Origin of the sequence: Bordetella genomosp. 11, assembly GCF_002261215.1 — a bacterium.
Taxonomy (GTDB): domain Bacteria; phylum Pseudomonadota; class Gammaproteobacteria; order Burkholderiales; family Burkholderiaceae_B; genus Bordetella_C.
Map to the genome: position 1 here is coordinate 2,104,090 of NZ_NEVS01000004.1, position 17,942 is coordinate 2,122,031.

Sequence of the window (17,942 nt, forward strand, 5' to 3'; positions counted from 1 at the left end):
CGCATGGCGGTTCTCGGTTCATGCCGCGCGCCGATCCTTTCTCTGCGCAAGCTCATACCTGGTAAATGTCGGATCCAGCGCCGGCAGGTTCGCCACTTCCATGACGCCCCGCGCCGGCTGCATCACCACCGTGGAGACCGTCGCGCTGCGCGTATCTCGCCCGAAATCGCCCCGCGGCGGCCGGCACACCGACCACGGCGATTGGAAATCATCCAACAGCGCCTGCTTCACCGATTCCACCGTAATACGGCCGACATCCGGCGCCAGCAAATCGCGCACGCGCTGCTCGCGATACAACGTGCACGGCGAAAACGCGATGCCGGTGTCCTTCAGCTTGGACAAGGCCACCGGGCTGAGCCAGTGATTGGAATGCACCAGCAGGCCGTTCTGCGGCAATACCTGGAAGGTCTCGTCCGGCGCGCACTCGAAATTGATCGCGATACCTTCGCGATGGCACACGGCCATGTTGTTCGACCCGGTCTTGGGCGTGGCGTAGACCGCATGCAGCGCCCAGGCCAGATACGGGCTTTCCAGCGCCTTGCGGCGGATCATCGGCAGCGGCACACCGATCTGCCGGTAATCGCGGTCCGACTCCAGGTTGTTACCGGTGATCGAAATTCCGGCCGAATTGAAGCCGGAGCGGGCCAGCATGCCGGCTTCGGTAAAGGTCAGGATGTCCGGCCCGTCTTCGCGCAGGATGCGCAGCACCACGCCCGTTTCCGAGCATTCTTCCTTCCAATCCCAATTCTGCGCGTGGATCAGCTCCCCGTCCGCGGTCGCGTCGCGCGTCACCTTGACCGAAGTGCAGCCGTCATTGGTCTCTCCCAGCAGCCGCGCGCGCAGCTCCGGCTTGGCAGCCAGCTTCATCACTTCGGTGCGGGCATTCAGCAGGAAGATCTCTTCGAACCGCACGCCCGCCCCTTCGGCGATGCCTTGCATCTCCGTCAGGTAGTTCTCGTCGAACTTGCGCACCGCGGGAATATAGCTGTGGATGATCTTGTCGATCTCGGCCCGTTCCAGCTTCAGGCGGGCAGCCTGCTCGCTGTAGTGCTCGATCGAACGGGCAATGCGCGTCCTGGCCTGCTCCCCGTAGGACCTGCCGCGCTCCAGCGGCGCACCGGCGATCTCGTATAGCGGGAATGGCGTTATAGGCTGCCTGCTCATCAATTCTCTCCATCACATCCCCTGAACGCGGGGAGGAGGATGATCCTAAGCGGGCACACTCATAACATCAAATTATTTATACGAAATCTATAATGCCATTTTTGATATGGATATCGGACCGCCGTGGAACTGGATACGCTGCGCAAGGTCAACCTGAACCTGTTGACCGTCTTCGAGCTATTGATGGAAACGCGCAGCGCCACCGAAACCGCCGCGCGGCTGCACACCACGCAACCGGGCATCAGCCGCAAGCTGGCGGAGCTGCGGCGGCTGCTCGCGGATCCGCTATTCGTCCTGGTGCGCCGGCAGTTGGTCCCTACCCCGCGCGCCCTGGAGATCCGCCCCATCGTCCGCGAAGCCCTGGCGACCATCGGCGGCATCCTGGAAGACGGCGACGCCTTCGACCCCCTGAAGTCCGCGCGAACCTTCCGCATCGCGGCACGCCATACGATCGAATGGATGCTGGCGCCGGGGCTGCGCAGCTATTGCGACAGCCACGCGCCCATGGTGCGTTTCAGCTTCGTCAATATGCAGGGGGTCGCGCTGCCGGAGAAGCAGCTGGAGGACCACTCCATCGACATCGCGCTGGGCCGTTTCGAAGACGTCGGCGGGCGGTTTCGCACCCTGGCCCTGTTCGATGACGACCGCGTGTGCCTGCTGCGGCGCGGGCATCCGGCTGCGCGCACGAAACTGACGCCGGCGAACTTCTGCAAACTGCGGTTCGTCACCACCACCGATATGTTCGGCAAGGACAACGAAGTGGACACGTGGCTGCACAAGGCTGGGTTCCAACGGCAATTCGATTTATACGTGTCCAGCATGAGCCATGTGCCGTTGATCCTGCTGCAGACCGACCTGGCCGTCACCATGCCCCGCAAACTGGCGATGTATATCGCCCAGTTCCACCCGCTGCATGTGCTTGAGTTGGGGTTCAAGCTGGCGAAGTCACACTACAACATGGTGTGGCATGCACGGTGGGATGATGTGCCTTCGCACAAGTGGATGCGGGGGGCGGTGGAACAACTGATGACGGGCAGCCGGATTCACACCTAAGTGCAAGCCAAAAACGCCAGGAATTGCCGTGGCTGCATAGGCCTCGATGACGGCGGCGCGCCGCCTATCGCAACGTGCCGCCGAGTTTTCCGCAGTCGATGGTGACGCCGTCGTCCAGCTTGTAGCTCTCGCCAGAGGCGACCGGAATGGACCATGCACCGAACCCCACGCGATGGCCCGTCTGGAAATTCGCCACAACGTCAGCGCCCGAACGTCGCGCTTCGTCCGCAGCCGCCTGAATCACTTTCGCCATGCCGCCGTACGACTCCTTCTTGCTTTCGAGATCGCCGATTTTTTTGGCCTTCACGTCAGCGGGCAGTGCCGAGGATAGGAAGCATACGGGACCCTGGTGGCTGCTCACCTCCGGCGCATCCGGGGCCCGCGTTGTTTTACCGGTCGTGCAGCCTGCCAGCAGGACGGCGATCGTAAATGCCGTCAACGTAGTTCTGTAGTACACGCGCTTGCTCTCATTGTTATTGAAAAAAAAGATTATATTTCAAAATATTTCATTTCGAGCTATCTCGCACGCGGCGTGTACCGCATCCCGACCGCCAGTTGCGTGTCCAATAGCTGCTTCAATATGAGCTTCTTATGAAGGACGCGCGCTTCGTCGTTCTCGTCCCGGCGGTGCTGTTGTCTTGCGACGCGGTGGCGAAAGCGGTCTTCGGCATGCCAGGAATCCCACTGGCCGATAACGATGGCCAGGCTTACCGGAAGGGGTAAGCGCGTCTTGGACGCGAGGCGCCGCGACTCGGCATCGGCTTCGTGCGCCAAATGCCAGCCGCTCCAGCGCTCCAGCGGGCGGCCTTGGATATGCCATGCCAGAAAGCCGTTTCGCATGTCCTCCTCCGACCAGGTCCGGCCGAGGTCGCCGTGCAGGATCATGCGATGTCCGACCTGGCGTTCGAACCTGCCGGTTTCCCGCCAGTCCAGCATGGTGTCGTCGATCAGATCGATGTACGTGCCGCCCGCGCGGAGCTGCTGGAAAAGCGCGTCGTAGAAATGTTCTTCCCGATCGGGATCGTTGGGGTCCACCTGCCATAGCTCGTAATGCGGTCGAGCCGTCTCGTAGGGCCCGGTCGTTTGCCAAATGCCCATCACCATGCGTATACACAGCACCTCGGCATACGGGCCTTCGAATCGCACGAGCTTGTCCACATCCGTGATGGTGGTCCTGGGCCGCTCCTCTTCCCGTATCCAGGCGATACGCACCGGCGGGGGCGTCGGCACGCCCCAATCCATAGGGCTGCTGTCCTCGTCCACCGTATCGTCGAATAGGCTTTCGGACGAACGCAAGGGGCCGCCAGTCGATGGGACGGCGGCCAGTCGGGCGGCGAATTCGGTTTGCGGGGCAAGGCCGGTATCGCGGTGCGCCACGTCGGCGGCATCGCGCTGTGGTCCGTGGACGGCGCCGCGATGCGCGCCGTCAGTGTCGTTTGGCGCGCCATCCGAAACGTTACGCGCGAATCGTGCATGGCTTGAGGCGGAGGTGAGCTGCATCCCTGGAACCTGTATTGGATTCGTCTCGCCAGCAATGGCGAAGAAGCGCTTTGGTAGACCGATCGCCTTGCCGGTTCCGCGGTTGCCGACGTTATCCCGCCCGCAACCCTCGTCCGCTCGGTCCCGTCCGCTCCGTCACCGCCCGCTGAACCCCACCTGATGATGGATCTCGCAGCGCCGTTATCCCGAGCCCGTTGCCCGGGCCGTATGCGTTCCCTCCGGCAGCAGCGCGGCCAGGGTCTCCAGCGTGTCGGCATCTTCCGGCGCCTTGTCCTGGCGCCAGCGCAGCATCCGGGGGAACCGCACGGCGATGCCGCTTTTGTGGCGGGTGCTGCGCGCGATTCCTTCGAATCCCAGCTCGAATACCTGCGTGGGCTCCAGGCTGCGTACGGGGCCGAACTTTTCGACGGTGGTTTTACGCACGATGGCGTCGACTTGCCGGATCTCCTGGTCGGTCAGCCCGGAATAGGCCTTGGCGAACGGCACCAGCCGGCGATCCGGCGTGCCCGGCGGCGCGTCCCAGACCGCGAAGGTGTAGTCGGTGTAGAGGCTGGCGCGGCGTCCATGGCCGCGTTGGGCGTAGATCAATACCGCGTCGACGGAAAACGGATCGACTTTCCATTTCCACCAGACACCGCTCTCCTTGGTGCGCCCGACACCGTAGGCCGCATCGACGGCCTTCAGCATCATGCCCTCCACGCCCAGCGCCCGCGAGGCTTCCCGTTGGCGCGCCAGGTCCTTCCAATCCTGGCCTTGCAACAGCGGCGACAGGACCAGGGCCGGGTCCTGGATCCCGCCCGCCAGGCGCTCCAGCGCGGCGCGCCGTTCCGCCTGCGCACGGCCGCGCCAGTCCTCGCCATCCAGTTCCAGCAGGTCGTAGGCCAGCAGGACGACGGGCGCGTCGGCCAGCAGCTTGGCGCCGACCGTCTTGCGCCCCAGCCGCTGCTGCAGATGGGCGAAGGGCTGTACCTTGTCTTCGCGCCAGACGACGATTTCGCCGTCCAGGACGGTGCCCTCCGGCAACCGATTGCCCAGGCGCATCAGTTCCGGGAAGCGCTCTGTGACCAGCTCCTCGCCGCGCGACCAGATCCAGGTCTGCTCGGCGCGCCGCACCACCTGGGCGCGGATGCCGTCCCACTTCCATTCGACCTGCCAGCGGGACGGCGGCCCGAGCAGTGCGTCGAAGGACGCGGGGTCGGCGTTCAGGGGATGGGCCAGGAAGAAAGGGTAAGGCTGGCCATCCACGCGGGCTTGGCCCTCATGGGTTACCGGCTCCAGCAGCCGGGCGAAGAGATCCGCGTGGGGACGCGCGCCGATGTCGGTATAGCCAATCAAGCGCTGCGCCATCTGGCGGGTTTCCACGCCCGCGACTTCCGCCAGCGCGCGGGTCAGCAGCAGTTTGGAGACGCCGACCCGCATCGCGCCCGTCATCAGCTTGGCGCAGACGAAGCGCCCGTGCTGGTCCAGTTTGCCGAAGAGATCGGTCAAGCGATACAGGATTTCCGCGGGCGGCAGGCCGCGCAGCGGCAGCAGCCTTTCTTCCACCCATTCCGCCAGGCCGGCCGTGTCCGATACGCCGGGATCCGGCAGCAACAGCGATAGCGTTTCCGCCAGATCGCCGACGGCCTGGTAGCTTTCCTCGAACAGCCATTCCGGGACCCCGGCCGCTTCGGTGATGAACTGGCGCAGGATCTTGGTCGGTACCAGCTGGCGCGGCTTGCCGCCCGCCAGGAAGTAAGCTGCCCACGCACCATCGGCCGGCGGCGCGTCACGGAAATAATCCCGCATGGCGGCCAGTTTGGCGTTGCTGGAGGTGGTCGCGTCCAGGCGCGTGTAGAGGTCGGCGAAGGCTTTCACGGCGTGCCCTCGCCTGCCTGGGCCCCGCCTTCGTCTTCTTCCGCGCCATACTCGGTGGTGAAGGACTCCGCACGCAGGCCCTGCTCGTTCAGCCAACGCACCAGCACGGCCGTGCTGCCATGGGTGACGATCACCCGTTGCGCGCCGGTCGCGGAGATGGCGCGCCCCAGTCCGGGCCAATCCGCATGGTCCGACATCACGAATCCGCGATCGACGCCGCGCCTGCGCCGCGCGCCGCGCAGGCGCATCCAGCCGCTGGCGAAGGCGTCGGCATGGTCGCCGAAACGGCGCATCCAGGGCGTGCCGCGCGCCGAAGGCGGCGCCAGCACCAGGGCGCGCCGCAGCGCATCGTCATCGCCCATCGCGGTGGCGGTGACGGTCGGCGGCAAGGCCACCCCCGATGCGCGATAGACGCGGTTGAGCGTTTCGACCGCCCCGTGCGTCACGATGGGCCCGATGGAGGCATCCAGGCCGTGCAGGATGCGCTGCGCCTTGCCGAAGGCATAGCAATACACGACGGACGGCCGCCCCTGAGCCGCATTGGCGGCCCACCATCCATTGATATCCGCGCGTACCGCCTCTACGTCGTCCCATCTATAAATAGGTAGGCCAAAGGTGGATTCGGTAATAAAGACGTCACACGGTACGGGCTCAAATGGATCGCAGGTTCCATCCGCCTGCAGTTTGTAGTCGCCCGAAGCCACCCATACCTGCCCGCCGTACTCCAGCCTTACCTGGGCCGAGCCCAGTACATGCCCCGCCGGATGCAGGCTGAGGCGAACGCCGTTGTGCACGCGTGCTTCCCCATAGGCGACGGCGTCCAGGTCGACATCGCCCACCCGGGCGCGCAGGACCCCCGCGCCGGGGGCGGCGGCCAGATAATGACGATGGCCGGCGCGTGCATGGTCGGAATGCGCATGGGTGATGACCGCCCGGTCCACCGGCCGCCAGGGGTCGATATAGAAGTCGCCGGGGGGGCAGTACAAGCCTTCGGGTCGGGCAACGATGAGATCCATGGACGGCAGGCGGTGGAAGACGGGTTATTTGATCAAACGCAAATCGAAGTCATCGACAGGGGTGGAAAGTGGCATAGGGATGGATGCGCATGCCACGCGCCCCGGAATACCGCGCCCAAGCCGCATGGCACGGTACGTCGATGCAGGCCGGAAGCGGGCCGAGCAAGCGGCAAGCCGGCGTCCTCCCCCGCAGGTTACCAATCCACACATCACGGCAGGCGATCCCTGCGCAAAATGGCTGTTGACGATGGTTGCCTGGCCATCAGGCACGCCGCTTGCCAAGATAGAAACAACCGGACGACGGCCGGTTGCGGATAGCAGCAGAGCATCGCGTATAGAAATTACTTTGCGTGTCATTTCCTACGCGAGAGACCGTAGCAGACGTTACCCCGCCGCCGCCGTCCGGCCTCCCGGCTTTCCTTGCCCCCGGCGCGTCCACCTTTTTCGGACGCGCTTTCATTGGAGTAGGTATCGTGTCGCTAAAAATCCTGGCTGTTACGTCGGAAGCGTTTCCCCTGGCAAAGACCGGGGGCCTGGGTGACGCCGTCAGCGGCATGGCGCGCGCCCTTCACGAAAGCGGCACGGCCATTACGCTGATGCTGCCCGCCTATCGCGGCACCATCGAAAAGCTGACCCAGGTGCGGGAAATCGCCCGCCTGCGCCGCCTGCCGGGCGGCGAGGCGCGCCTGCTGCACGGACTGTGCCCCGCGCTGGGCGGCGTTCCCGTCCTGCTGCTGCAAAACGACAAGCTGTACGACCGCGACGCGCTGTACGTCGACACGGATGGCCGCGAATACCAGGACAACGCCATCCGCTTCGCCGCGCTCGCCCACGCGGCGACCCGTGTCGCCGCAGGCACGACGCGCATTCCGCGCCCCGACATCGTGCATGCGCACGACTGGCACACCGCCTTGGTGCCATTGCTGGTGCGCGAGAAGAACATCGACGTGCGGACGGTGCTGACCGTGCACAATATGGCGTTCCAGGGCGTCTACCCCATGGAAATGGCCGGTGCCATCGGCCTGCAGCCGCAGCATCTGAACGTCGAGGGCGTCGAGTACTGGGGCAAGATCAGCTTCATGAAAGCCGGCATCCGTTATGCGGACCGCATCACTACCGTCAGCCAGACGTACGCGCGCGAAATCCTTACCGAACGCTTCGGCTGCGGCCTGGAAGGTGTGCTGGCGACACGCCTACACGACCTGCTGGCCGTACCCAACGGCATTGATCCGGAGGAATGGAACCCGGCGGCGGATCCGCACCTGGGCGGCCATACCTTCAGCGCCGGCGATATGGAGAACAAGCCGCGCTGCAAACAGCGCCTGCAGCAGCATTTCGGCCTGACCGAAAACCCGCGCGCGCCGGTGCTGGTCATGGGCAGCCGGCTGACCAGCCAGAAGATGGCCGATCTGGCCGTGCAGGCCCTGCCGCGGGTGCTGGACGACTACCCCGATTTGCAGGTGGCCGTGCTGGGCCAGGGCGACAAGGGGATCGAAGCCGCCTTGCGCCAACTGCAACGCTGCTATCCGGGCCGCTGCGCCGCCCGCATCGGCTTCGACGAGGCCACCGCCCATATGCTGCACGCGGGCGGCGACATGCTGCTGCACGGCAGCCGTTTCGAACCCTTCGGGCTGACGCCTTTGTATGCCATGCGCTACGGCACCATCCCGATCGGTTCGCGCGTGGGCGGCATGGCCGACACGATCACCGACCCCGGCGTGCGTGCCGGACGCGAAGCCATGCGCAACGCCACGGGGGTGTTGTTCGACGGCGAAACGGTGGATGCGATGGTGGGCGCGATCTACCGGGCCATGTGCCTGTATCGCCGTCCCCAAATCTGGCAGGCCATGCGCCATCGCGCCATGACGGCGGACTTCAGCTGGGAACGTGCCGTTCCCGGCTACGACAGCCTGTATCGCTCGCTGATGCCGGGCGAGGTCCCGCAGCAGGCGGCTGCCCCCGCCCAGGCCGCGCGGCCATCCCTGCTCGATCAGATGACCGCCGCGGCGCGGCCGCTGGTCGGATCGCGAACCGGCAAGGAGCCGGCCTCCGGTGTGCTGACCGCGGGCGCGGCCTGACGCGCGCGCCCCACGAAATGCAAGCGGCCGGCGGCTCGACCCCGCCGGCTTCTGTCGTGGGAACGCGCGTCCCGGCGCGGCCGGCCGGGATCGCCGCCATCGCGGTATCGACCGGCCAGGCCGGGCCCTCCACTTGCGAGGCAGAGGCATCCTGGGCGTTTTGTGCCCCTACCGTTCAACAAGACATCCAACGAGCCTAATCAATGCGCATCTATTACGTCCATCCCGTGCTCGCCGGCCCTCTGTCCAACCATGCCGACGGGCGCTGGCCGGCGATCTGCGCACGCGCCAAGGCGCTGGGCTTCGACACCTTGATGGTCGCCCCGCTCTGGCTGCCCGATCCCGCCGGCAATCCCTACGTGCCCGCCGACCCCGGACGGCTTAACCCGGCGCTGGGGGACCTGGCCCTGGACGAGGCCCTGGCGACCCTGTCCAGCCTGTGCGGCAAGTACCGGCTCGCCCTGATGGTCGATATCGTGCTGGACCGCGTGGCCGCGCATGGCGCGATGGCCCAGGCCCATCCGGATTGGTATGCCGCGCCGGAAGGCGTGGACGCGGTACTGGACCCGCGCAAGCCGCTGGAAGAGCGCCATGCCCTGCCCTTGCGCCGCGACGGCGGGCGGGCGCCGGACGGCTTGGTCGCGGACTGGATCGAACGCCTGGGCCTATGGCTGCAAAACGGCGTGGCGGGTTTCCGTTGCATGTCGCCGCAGCATTTGGACGCCGCGGAATGGCGCGATCTGATGGACGGACTGCGCGCGGTACGGCCGGACTGCCGCTTCCTGGCATGGACGCCGGGCCTGGGCCCCGCGCAGTTGGCCGCGCTGGAAGGCGTGGGCTTCGACGCGGTCTTCTCGTCGCTGCCATGGTGGGACTATCGCGCGCCATGGCTGGTGGAAGAGTATGCGCGCCTGCGCAAGGTCGCGCCGGTGATCGCGGCGGCTGAAGCGCCCTACGCCAAGCGTGTCGCCGCCTGGCGGGACAACGACGCGGGGCGCTACCTGAACGCCGCGCGCGCCATCTGGACGGCGGCGGTCGTCGGCGACAGCGGAATATTCGTGCCGATGGGGTTCGAGGACGGCGCCGTGGAACCGATCGAATACCACGGGGGCGAGGGCAAGCCCCAGGACTGGTATGGCAGCACTCCGCCTTCTGGCGACGCGGCGCCGCGCCGGCCTGCCAGGAAACGCGACGGCGAGGCGCAGGAAATGGAGCCGATCCATCCGCCCTTGCACGGCGATGTCGCGCGGGCGAACCAGTGGCTGGCGCGCACCGCGGAAGCGGTCGGGACGCTGCACAGCCTGCTGGGCCCGCTGTCGCCGGTAACGGCGCTGTTCCGGGGCGACGGCCGGCCGTACGCGCTGACCGGCAACGGACGTACCCCGGCGCGGCTGGTGGTGTTGAACCCGGACGACCACCGCGACGCGGCGATCGATTGGGAGACGCTGGGCGGCCGCCTGCCGGATAACTACGCCCGGCTGGATACCTGGGAAGCCGACCAGCCGGCGCGCGAACTGCCCGACCGCCTGGGGCCGGGCGCCATCGTGCAACTGGGCGCAAGCCGCCTTCCGCCGGTGCGCGTGCCGGCTTCCGACGAGGGCCGCACCTCCGTCACCGCGGCCATGCGCGCGCCGCGCGTGGTCATCGAGCGGGTGTCCCCCTCGGTGGATGACGGTGCGTTTCCGGTGAAGCGTGTGGTGGATGAACCCGTGCAGGTCGAGGCCGATGTCTTCATGGACGGCCACGAACACATCGCGGTGGCCCTGCTGTGGAAGGCCGCCGACGAACGGGAATGGCAACGCGAGCCGATGGCATTGCTGAACAACGACCGCTGGCAGGGACGCTTCGTGCCGCGCCGCAACGGCCGCCATTACTTCGCGATCCAGGCCTGGGCCGATACCTGGCATTCGTTCACCGAGGGCTACGCCAAGAAGCACCAGGCGGGCGTGGACCTGGCCCTGGAGACCGCCGAAGGCAGGCAGGCCATTGCCGCCGCGCTGGAACGGCTGCCTGCCGACGCCCCCGCGGCGGCGGTGCTGCAACATGCGCTGCGCGTTCTGGGCCACGAGCCCGAACAGAACAAGCCGCGTCGCAGCCGCCGCAAGACGGACGCGCCGCCGCCGGAGGTCTTCGCTTCGCCCACACCGGAGCAGGTCGCCGTGCTGCTGGCCGATGAAACCACGCAGGCCATGCGGCAGGCGGACGCCAGACCCTTCGAATACACCACGCCCGTCGAGTACGGCGTCACCGTGGACCGCCTGGCCGCCCGTTTCTCAAGCTGGTACGAGATTTTCCCGCGCTCGCAGACCGACGATCCGCAACGCCACGGCACCTTCAATGATGTCATCCGGGAATTGCCGCGGATACGGGCGATGGGCTTCGACACGCTGTACTTCCCCCCCATCCATCCCATCGGCCGCCGCAACCGCAAGGGGCGCAACAACTCCCTGCATCCGGAGCCCGGCGACCCCGGCAGCCCCTACGCCATCGGCGCCCCGGAAGGCGGCCACGATGCCGTGCATCCGCAACTGGGCACGCTGGACGACTTCAAGCGCCTGGTGGAGGCGGCGCACCGGCATGAACTGGAGATCGCGCTCGATTTCGCCATTCAATGCTCGCCCGACCACCCCTGGCTGAAGGAGCATCCGGAATGGTTCGACTGGCGCCCGGACGGCTCGTTGAAGTACGCCGAAAATCCGCCTAAAAAGTACGAGGACATCGTCAACGTGGATTTCTACGGACAGCAACCCGGCGCCTCGCGCCAGGCCCCGCTGTGGCGGGCGCTGCGCGATGTCGTGCTGTTCTGGGTAGCGCAGGGCGTCCGCGTATTCCGTGTCGATAATCCGCACACAAAGCCGCTGACCTTCTGGCAATGGATGATCGCGGACGTGCAAAGCCGCCACCCTGAAACCATCTTCCTGTCCGAGGCCTTTACCCGGCCGAAAATGATGTACAGGCTGGCCAAGGTGGGATTCACGCAGTCCTATACCTACTTCACGTGGCGCGAGACCAAACAGGAACTGACGGAGTACCTGACGGAACTGAACGCGCCGCCGCCGGCCGATTTCTTCAGGCCGCACTTTTTCGTGAACACGCCGGACATCAATCCGCGCTTCCTGCAGACGTCCGGGCGCGCGGGTTTCCTGATCCGCGCGGCCCTGGCCGCAACCTTGTCCGGGCTGTGGGGTGTCTATAACGGCTTCGAGCTTTGCGAGGCAACGCCGGTGCCCGGCAAGGAAGAGTACCTGGATTCGGAAAAATACCAGATCCGTATCTGGGACCACCAGCGGCCCGGCAATATCGTGCGCGAGATCACGCAGCTGAACGAGATACGGCGCGCCAACCCCGCGCTGCACAGCCATCTTGGATTGCGCTTCCATACGGCGTACAACGACAAGGTGCTGTTCTTCTCCAAGGCCACGGCGGAACGCGACAACGTACTGCTGGTCGCGATCAGCGTAGACCCTTTCGATGCGCAGACCGCGCAAGTGGAGGTGCCGCTATGGGAGTTCGGCCTGCCGGATCACGGCACGCTTTATGCCGACGATCTGATCGACGGTAGCCGCCAGGCGTGGCAAGGCAAGCAGCAAACCATCCATCTGCATCCGGGGCAGCCCTACCGGATCTGGCGGGTCGCGGGCTTGGCTTGACCGCCCGCGAAAACTACAGAGACACATAAGCGAAGCAGACCATGGCAGAAAACAGCACCGTCAACACCCCCGACCGCGACGATCCGCTCTGGTACAAGGACGCGGTGATCTATCAGCTGCACCTCAAGTCGTTCTTCGATGCCAACAACGATGGCATCGGCGACTTCGCCGGGCTGATCGAGAAGCTGGACTACATCTCGCAGCTGGGGGTCAACACCATCTGGTTGCTGCCTTTCTATCCTTCGCCGCGGCGCGACGATGGCTACGACATCGCCGACTATCGCGGCGTGCATCCCGACTACGGCACCCTGCCCGACGTGCGCAAGTTCATCCGGGCCGCGCATGCCCGCGGGCTGCGCGTCATCACGGAACTCGTGGTCAACCACACATCGGACCAGCATCCGTGGTTCCAGCGTGCGCGGCACGCCAAGCCGGGCTCGGCGGCGCGCAATTACTACGTATGGTCGGACAACGACCAGGCCTACGCCGGCACCCGCATCATTTTCCTGGACACGGAAAAGTCCAACTGGACCTGGGACCCGGTGGCGGGCGCGTATTTCTGGCATCGCTTCTATTCGCACCAGCCCGACCTGAACTACGACAATCCGCACGTCTTGAAGGAAGTCCTGGCGGTAATGCGCTATTGGCTGGAGATGGGCGTGGACGGGCTGCGCCTGGACGCGGTGCCGTACCTGGTGGAGCGCGAAGGCACCAACAACGAGAACCTGCCGGAAACGCACGCCGTCCTGAAAAAGATCCGCGCCGAGCTGGACGCGGAATACCCCGGCCGCATGCTGCTGGCCGAGGCCAACCAATGGCCGGAGGACGCGCAGGAATACTTCGGCAACGGCGACGAATGCCACATGTCGTTCCACTTCCCGCTGATGCCGCGCATGTACATGGCCATCGCGCGTGAAGACCGTTTCCCGATCACGGATATCATGCGGCAGACGCCGGACATACCGGAAAACTGCCAGTGGGCCATCTTCCTGCGCAATCACGACGAATTGACGCTGGAGATGGTCACCAGCAGCGAGCGCGATTACCTGTGGGACGTCTACGCGGCCGACCGGCGCGCGCGGCTGAACCTGGGCATCCGCCGCCGGCTGGCGCCGCTGATGGAGCGCGACCGCCGCCGCATCGAGCTGATGAACAGCCTGCTGTTCTCCATGCCCGGCACGCCGGTGATCTACTACGGCGACGAACTGGGCATGGGCGATAACGTGCATCTGGGCGACCGCGACGGCGTGCGCACGCCCATGCAATGGTCGCCGGACCGCAACGGCGGTTTTTCGCGGGCGGACCCCGAACGCCTGCCGCTGCCGGCCTTGATGGGCCCCTTGTACGGCTACGAAGCCGTCAACGTCGAGGCCCAGCAGCGCGACCCGCATTCGCTGTTGAACTGGACGCGCCGCATGCTGGCCACGCGGCGCCAGACCCGCGCCTTCGGCCGCGGCACGCTGCGTTTCCTGTTTCCCGGCAATCGCAAGATATTGGCCTATCTGCGCGAGTACGAGGACACCACCATCCTGTGCGTGGCCAACCTGTCGCGCGCGCCGCAGCCGGTGGAACTGGACCTGTCCAGCCTGAACGGCCGCGTACCGGTGGAGCTGCTGGGCGGCACGCCCTTCCCCGCCATCGGCGAACTGCCTTACCTGCTGACCCTGCCGCCCTATGGCTTTTACTGGTTCGAACTGAGCGCCGTGGCCTCGCCCCCGTCCTGGCACGCCACGCATCCCGAGCAAATGCCGGAGTACTACACCCTGGTCCTGCGCGGCCGCACCGGATACGACCTGACCGAAGGCGCGGTACGTTCGCTGCGGCACGACGTGCTGCCGCTGTACCTGACGCGCCAGCGCTGGTTCCCCAAGGATCGCAAGGTCAATTTCGCGCAGGCCGCCTACGCCGTCCAACTGAAGGACACGGAATACGAATGCTTCATCGCCGAACTGGAGATGGACTTCGACGGCAAGCCCGCCCGCTTCCTGCTGCCGGTGGCATTGATCTGGAGCGAGACGCTGCCGCCCATGGCCCAGCAATACGCGCTGGCGCGCGTGCGGCGCGCGGCGGAAATGGGCATGCTGACCGACGCCTATACGCTGCCCTCTTTCATCCACGCGCTGGTGCGCGGCATGCGGCAGCGGCTGGAACTGCCCGTGATGCGCGCCAATCCGCCCTGCGTACTGCACTTCAAGGGAGAGCCGGGGCTGGACGAGCTCGATCTGCCGCCCGACGCCGAGGTCACGTGGTTCACCGGGGAGCAATCGAACAGCTCCATGACCATCGGTGGCGTGGCCATGCTCAAGCTGATCCGCCACATCGTGCCGGGCGTGCATCCGGAAGCCGAGATGACACGCCGCCTGACGCAGGCGGGCTACACCAACAGCGCGCAGCTGCTCGGCGAAATCGTCCGGGTGAACGAGGACGGGACGCCGCACACCCTGGCGCTGATGCATGCCATCATCAACAACCAGGGCGATGCGTGGAGCTGGACGCTGGAATACCTGAAACGCACGCTCGAAGCAGCCGCCCTGACCGCCGAAAGCGTCGAGGACTACGACGAAGACCTGAAGGGCTATACCGCCTTTGCCTGCGCCATCGGCCGGCGACTGGGAGAGCTGCACGCGACCCTGGCCCAGCCCACCGACGATCCGGCCTTCGAGCCTCAGAGGGCTAGCGCCGCCGACGCGCGCCGCCGCGCTGCCGACGTCACCGCGATGCTGGATCGCGGGCTGAAGCTATTGACGGACAACATGGGCCGGCTGGAGGCCGGCTGCGCCGAGAAGGCACGGCGCCTGATCTCCCAGCGCGACCAGTTGGTGGACGCCGTCAAGACTTTGGCGCAGCACGAGACCGGCAGCCTGCACATCCGTATCCACGGCGATTTCCATCTGGGGCAGGTGCTGGTGGCGCAAAGCGACGCCTACATCATCGACTTCGAGGGCGAACCGGCGCGCACGCTGGAAGAGCGCCGCGCCAAGAGCAGCGCGTCGCGCGATGTCGCCGGGTTGCTGCGTTCCTTCGACTACGCCGCCGCGACGGTCGCCAACGGTTTCGGCGATGTGGAAGCCGCCAACGTGGAGGTACAGCCGGCCGAGACCGTGCTGCGCCACCGCCGCCGCGACCTGATCGTCCGCTTCCGCGAGGTGGCCAACGAAGCCTTCCTGTCTGCGTATCGCGAGGTCGCCCGCAATGCCAAGCCACAGTGGATGGATGAAAGCCAGGAGAACCCGCTGATCGACCTCGCCCTTATCGAGAAAGCCGCTTACGAAATCGCCTATGAGGCGGCCCATCGGCCGGACTGGGTCAGCATCCCGCTGAACGGGCTTGCCGCGCTGGCCGATCGCCTGCTGTCCGCCGAAACCGCCTCCGGGCCCGCCAATGCTGAATAGGAATACCGGCTTTATGACGCCCGCCTTCACCTTCGCCACGCCTCCCGATGCCTTGCAAGGGGATATCGACATGCTGCTCACGGGGCGGCATGTCGACCCCTTCGGCACACTTGGCGCCCATCCGGATGGCGACAGCACGGTGGTCCGTGTGTTTGCGCCGAACGCGCGCGGTGTCTCGCTGCTGCCCGCCGGCACGGACACCGCCATCGAAATGCAGCCTATCCGCGATGGTTTTTTCATGGCCCGGGCCGCCGGGCTACCCGCCGGCCAGCCGGACGCCTACCGCTTGCGCATCGATTGGGGAGGCTCCGTGCAGGAAACGGAAGACCCCTACGCCTTCGGCACCTTGCTGGGCGACCTGGACCTGCACCTGATCCGCGAGGGCCGCCACGAATCGCTGGCCGACTGCCTGGGCTCGCACATCCTCACCGAGCAGGGCGTGCAAGGCGTGCGCTTCGCGGTGTGGGCACCGAACGCGCGCCGCGTATCGGTGGTGGGCGATTTCAATTCCTGGGACGGCCGGCGCCATCCCATGCGCCTGCGCCATAGCGCCGGTGTCTGGGAGCTGTTCATCCCCCGCCTGCGCGCCGGTGAACGCTACAAATATGAAGTCGTCGGCGTGGGCGGCGACGTCCTTCCGCTGAAGGCCGACCCCCTGGCGCGGCAGACGGAGATGCCGCCCGCGACGGCGTCCGTGGTTCCGCCGCCCGGAGACTTCTCATGGACCGACGAAGAATGGATGGCGAGCCGCGCCGCGCGCCATGCGCCGGACGCGCCGATCTCGGTCTACGAGGTGCATGCGGGATCCTGGCTGCCACGCGACGGCGCCCAGGATGTCAGCGTCTGGGAGCAATTGGGCGACAGGCTGGTGCCCTACGCGACCGATATGGGGTTCACGCACCTCGAACTGATGCCCATCATGGAGCATCCCTTCGGCGGATCCTGGGGCTACCAGCCGCTGGGCGTCTTCGCGCCCACGGCGCGCTATGGCACGCCGGCCGACTTCGCCCGCTTCGTCGACCGCTGCCACGCGGCCGGCCTGGGCGTGATCCTGGACTGGGTGCCGGCCCACTTCCCCACCGATACCCACGGCCTGGCGCAATTCGACGGCACGGCGCTCTACGAATACAGCGATCCCCGCGAGGGCTTCCATCCCGACTGGAACACGCTGATCTACAACCTGGGCCGCACGGAGGTCCGCAACTTCATGGTCGCCAGCGCGCTGGAATGGGTACGCCGCTACCATGTGGATGCCCTGCGCGTGGACGCGGTGGCTTCCATGCTGTACCGCGACTACAGTCGCGAAGCGGGCCAGTGGATACCGAATCGCTACGGCGGGCGCGAGAACCTGGAGGCCGTCGAGTTCCTGCGCGACATGAACGCCACCGTCATGCGGCTGTGTCCCGGCGCCATCACCGTGGCGGAGGAATCGACGGCCTGGCCCGGCGTCACCGCGCGCCCCGAAGACGGCGGCCTGGGCTTCACGTACAAGTGGAACATGGGGTGGATGCACGACACGCTGCGCTACCTGCACCATGACCCTATCCATCGCCGTTATCACCATCACGACATGACCTTCGGCATGGTCTACGCGTATTCGGAGCGCTTCATCCTGCCGCTGTCGCACGACGAGGTCGTGCACGGCAAGGGATCGCTGCTGAACAAAATGCCGGGCGACCGCTGGCAGCGCTTCGCCAACCTGCGTGCCTATTACGGTTTCATGTGGACCCATCCCGGCCGCAAGCTGCTGTTCATGGGCGGCGAAATCGCGCAGGCGCGGGAATGGGACCACGATTCCAGCCTCGATTGGCCCGCGCTGGACGACACGCTGCACCGTGGCGTCCAGCATCTGGTGCGCGACCTGAATCGTCTGTACCGGGACCTGCCCGCGCTGCACCGGCACGACACCGATCCCAGCGGCTTCGACTGGGTGGTGGGCGACGACAGCGCCAACAGCGTCTTTGCCTATCTGCGCAAGGATGGCGACCGGCTGGTGCTGGCCGTCAGCAACATGACGCCCGTGCCGCGCCATGACTATCGCATCGGCGTGCCGCGCGCGGGCTGGTGGCGCGAGCGGCTGAATACCGATGCGGCGGATTACGGTGGATCCGGCGTCGGCAACGGCGGCGGCCGGCATACCGACGAGGTCGGCGGACATGGGCAGGCGCAGTCGCTATCCCTGACGCTTCCGCCCCTGGCCACGGTGATATTCGAGCTGCAAGGATAGACCGC

10 protein-coding genes are annotated in these 17,942 nt (G+C 66.2%); 5 read left to right on the forward strand and 5 right to left on the reverse strand.

Translation table 11 applies throughout. From position 1 onward, the window contains the following. Positions 1 to 18 precede the first annotated feature (18 nt). Positions 19 to 1,164, reverse strand: coding sequence for a C45 family autoproteolytic acyltransferase/hydolase (locus tag CAL28_RS17070; protein ID WP_094842484.1), 1,146 nt, complete (start codon positions 1,162 to 1,164; stop codon positions 19 to 21). A 123-nt stretch (positions 1,165 to 1,287) separates the two neighbouring features. Between CAL28_RS17070 and CAL28_RS17075 the strand changes: the two genes are divergently transcribed. Beyond that, positions 1,288 to 2,217: a LysR family transcriptional regulator gene (locus tag CAL28_RS17075; protein ID WP_094842485.1), complete on the forward strand. Its 930-nt coding sequence runs from the start codon at positions 1,288 to 1,290 to the stop codon at positions 2,215 to 2,217. Between the two features lie 64 nt (positions 2,218 to 2,281). Here the strand turns inward: CAL28_RS17075 and CAL28_RS17080 are convergent, their stop codons facing one another. From CAL28_RS17080 to CAL28_RS17095, 4 genes are all read right to left on the reverse strand, one after another. After that, positions 2,282 to 2,674, reverse strand: coding sequence for a hypothetical protein (locus tag CAL28_RS17080; protein WP_141218207.1), 393 nt, complete (start codon positions 2,672 to 2,674; stop codon positions 2,282 to 2,284). Between the two features lie 59 nt (positions 2,675 to 2,733). Beyond that, a complete protein-coding gene (locus CAL28_RS17085) occupies positions 2,734 to 3,717 on the reverse strand; it encodes a hypothetical protein (protein WP_094842487.1) in 984 nt (327 codons plus the stop codon). Between the two features lie 180 nt (positions 3,718 to 3,897). Further along, on the reverse strand, positions 3,898 to 5,574 hold the full coding sequence (locus tag CAL28_RS17090; RefSeq protein ID WP_094842488.1) for an ATP-dependent DNA ligase: 1,677 nt from the start codon (positions 5,572 to 5,574) through the stop codon (positions 3,898 to 3,900). Further along, positions 5,571 to 6,599 (reverse strand): ligase-associated DNA damage response exonuclease, encoded by a 1,029-nt coding sequence (locus tag CAL28_RS17095; protein WP_094842489.1) that lies wholly within the window; start codon positions 6,597 to 6,599, stop codon positions 5,571 to 5,573. Before CAL28_RS17095 ends, CAL28_RS17090 begins: the two co-directional genes overlap by 4 nt. 461 nt (positions 6,600 to 7,060) lie before the next feature. Between CAL28_RS17095 and glgA the strand changes: the two genes are divergently transcribed. From glgA to glgB, 4 genes are all read left to right on the forward strand, one after another. Then, the gene (glgA, locus tag CAL28_RS17100; protein ID WP_440588438.1) at positions 7,061 to 8,668 is read left to right on the forward strand and encodes a glycogen synthase GlgA; all 1,608 of its coding nucleotides are present in this window, start codon (positions 7,061 to 7,063) and stop codon (positions 8,666 to 8,668) included. A gap of 203 nt (positions 8,669 to 8,871) precedes the next feature. Then, positions 8,872 to 12,318: a maltotransferase domain-containing protein gene (locus CAL28_RS17105; protein ID WP_094842490.1), complete on the forward strand. Its 3,447-nt coding sequence runs from the start codon at positions 8,872 to 8,874 to the stop codon at positions 12,316 to 12,318. A 41-nt stretch (positions 12,319 to 12,359) separates the two neighbouring features. After that, positions 12,360 to 15,710 (forward strand): maltose alpha-D-glucosyltransferase, encoded by a 3,351-nt coding sequence (treS, locus tag CAL28_RS17110; protein ID WP_094842491.1) that lies wholly within the window; start codon positions 12,360 to 12,362, stop codon positions 15,708 to 15,710. Between the two features lie 13 nt (positions 15,711 to 15,723). Further along, complete coding sequence (gene glgB / locus CAL28_RS17115) at positions 15,724 to 17,937, forward strand: 1,4-alpha-glucan branching protein GlgB (protein WP_094842492.1); 2,214 nt, start codon at positions 15,724 to 15,726, stop codon at positions 17,935 to 17,937. Positions 17,938 to 17,942: the final 5 nt, after the last annotated feature.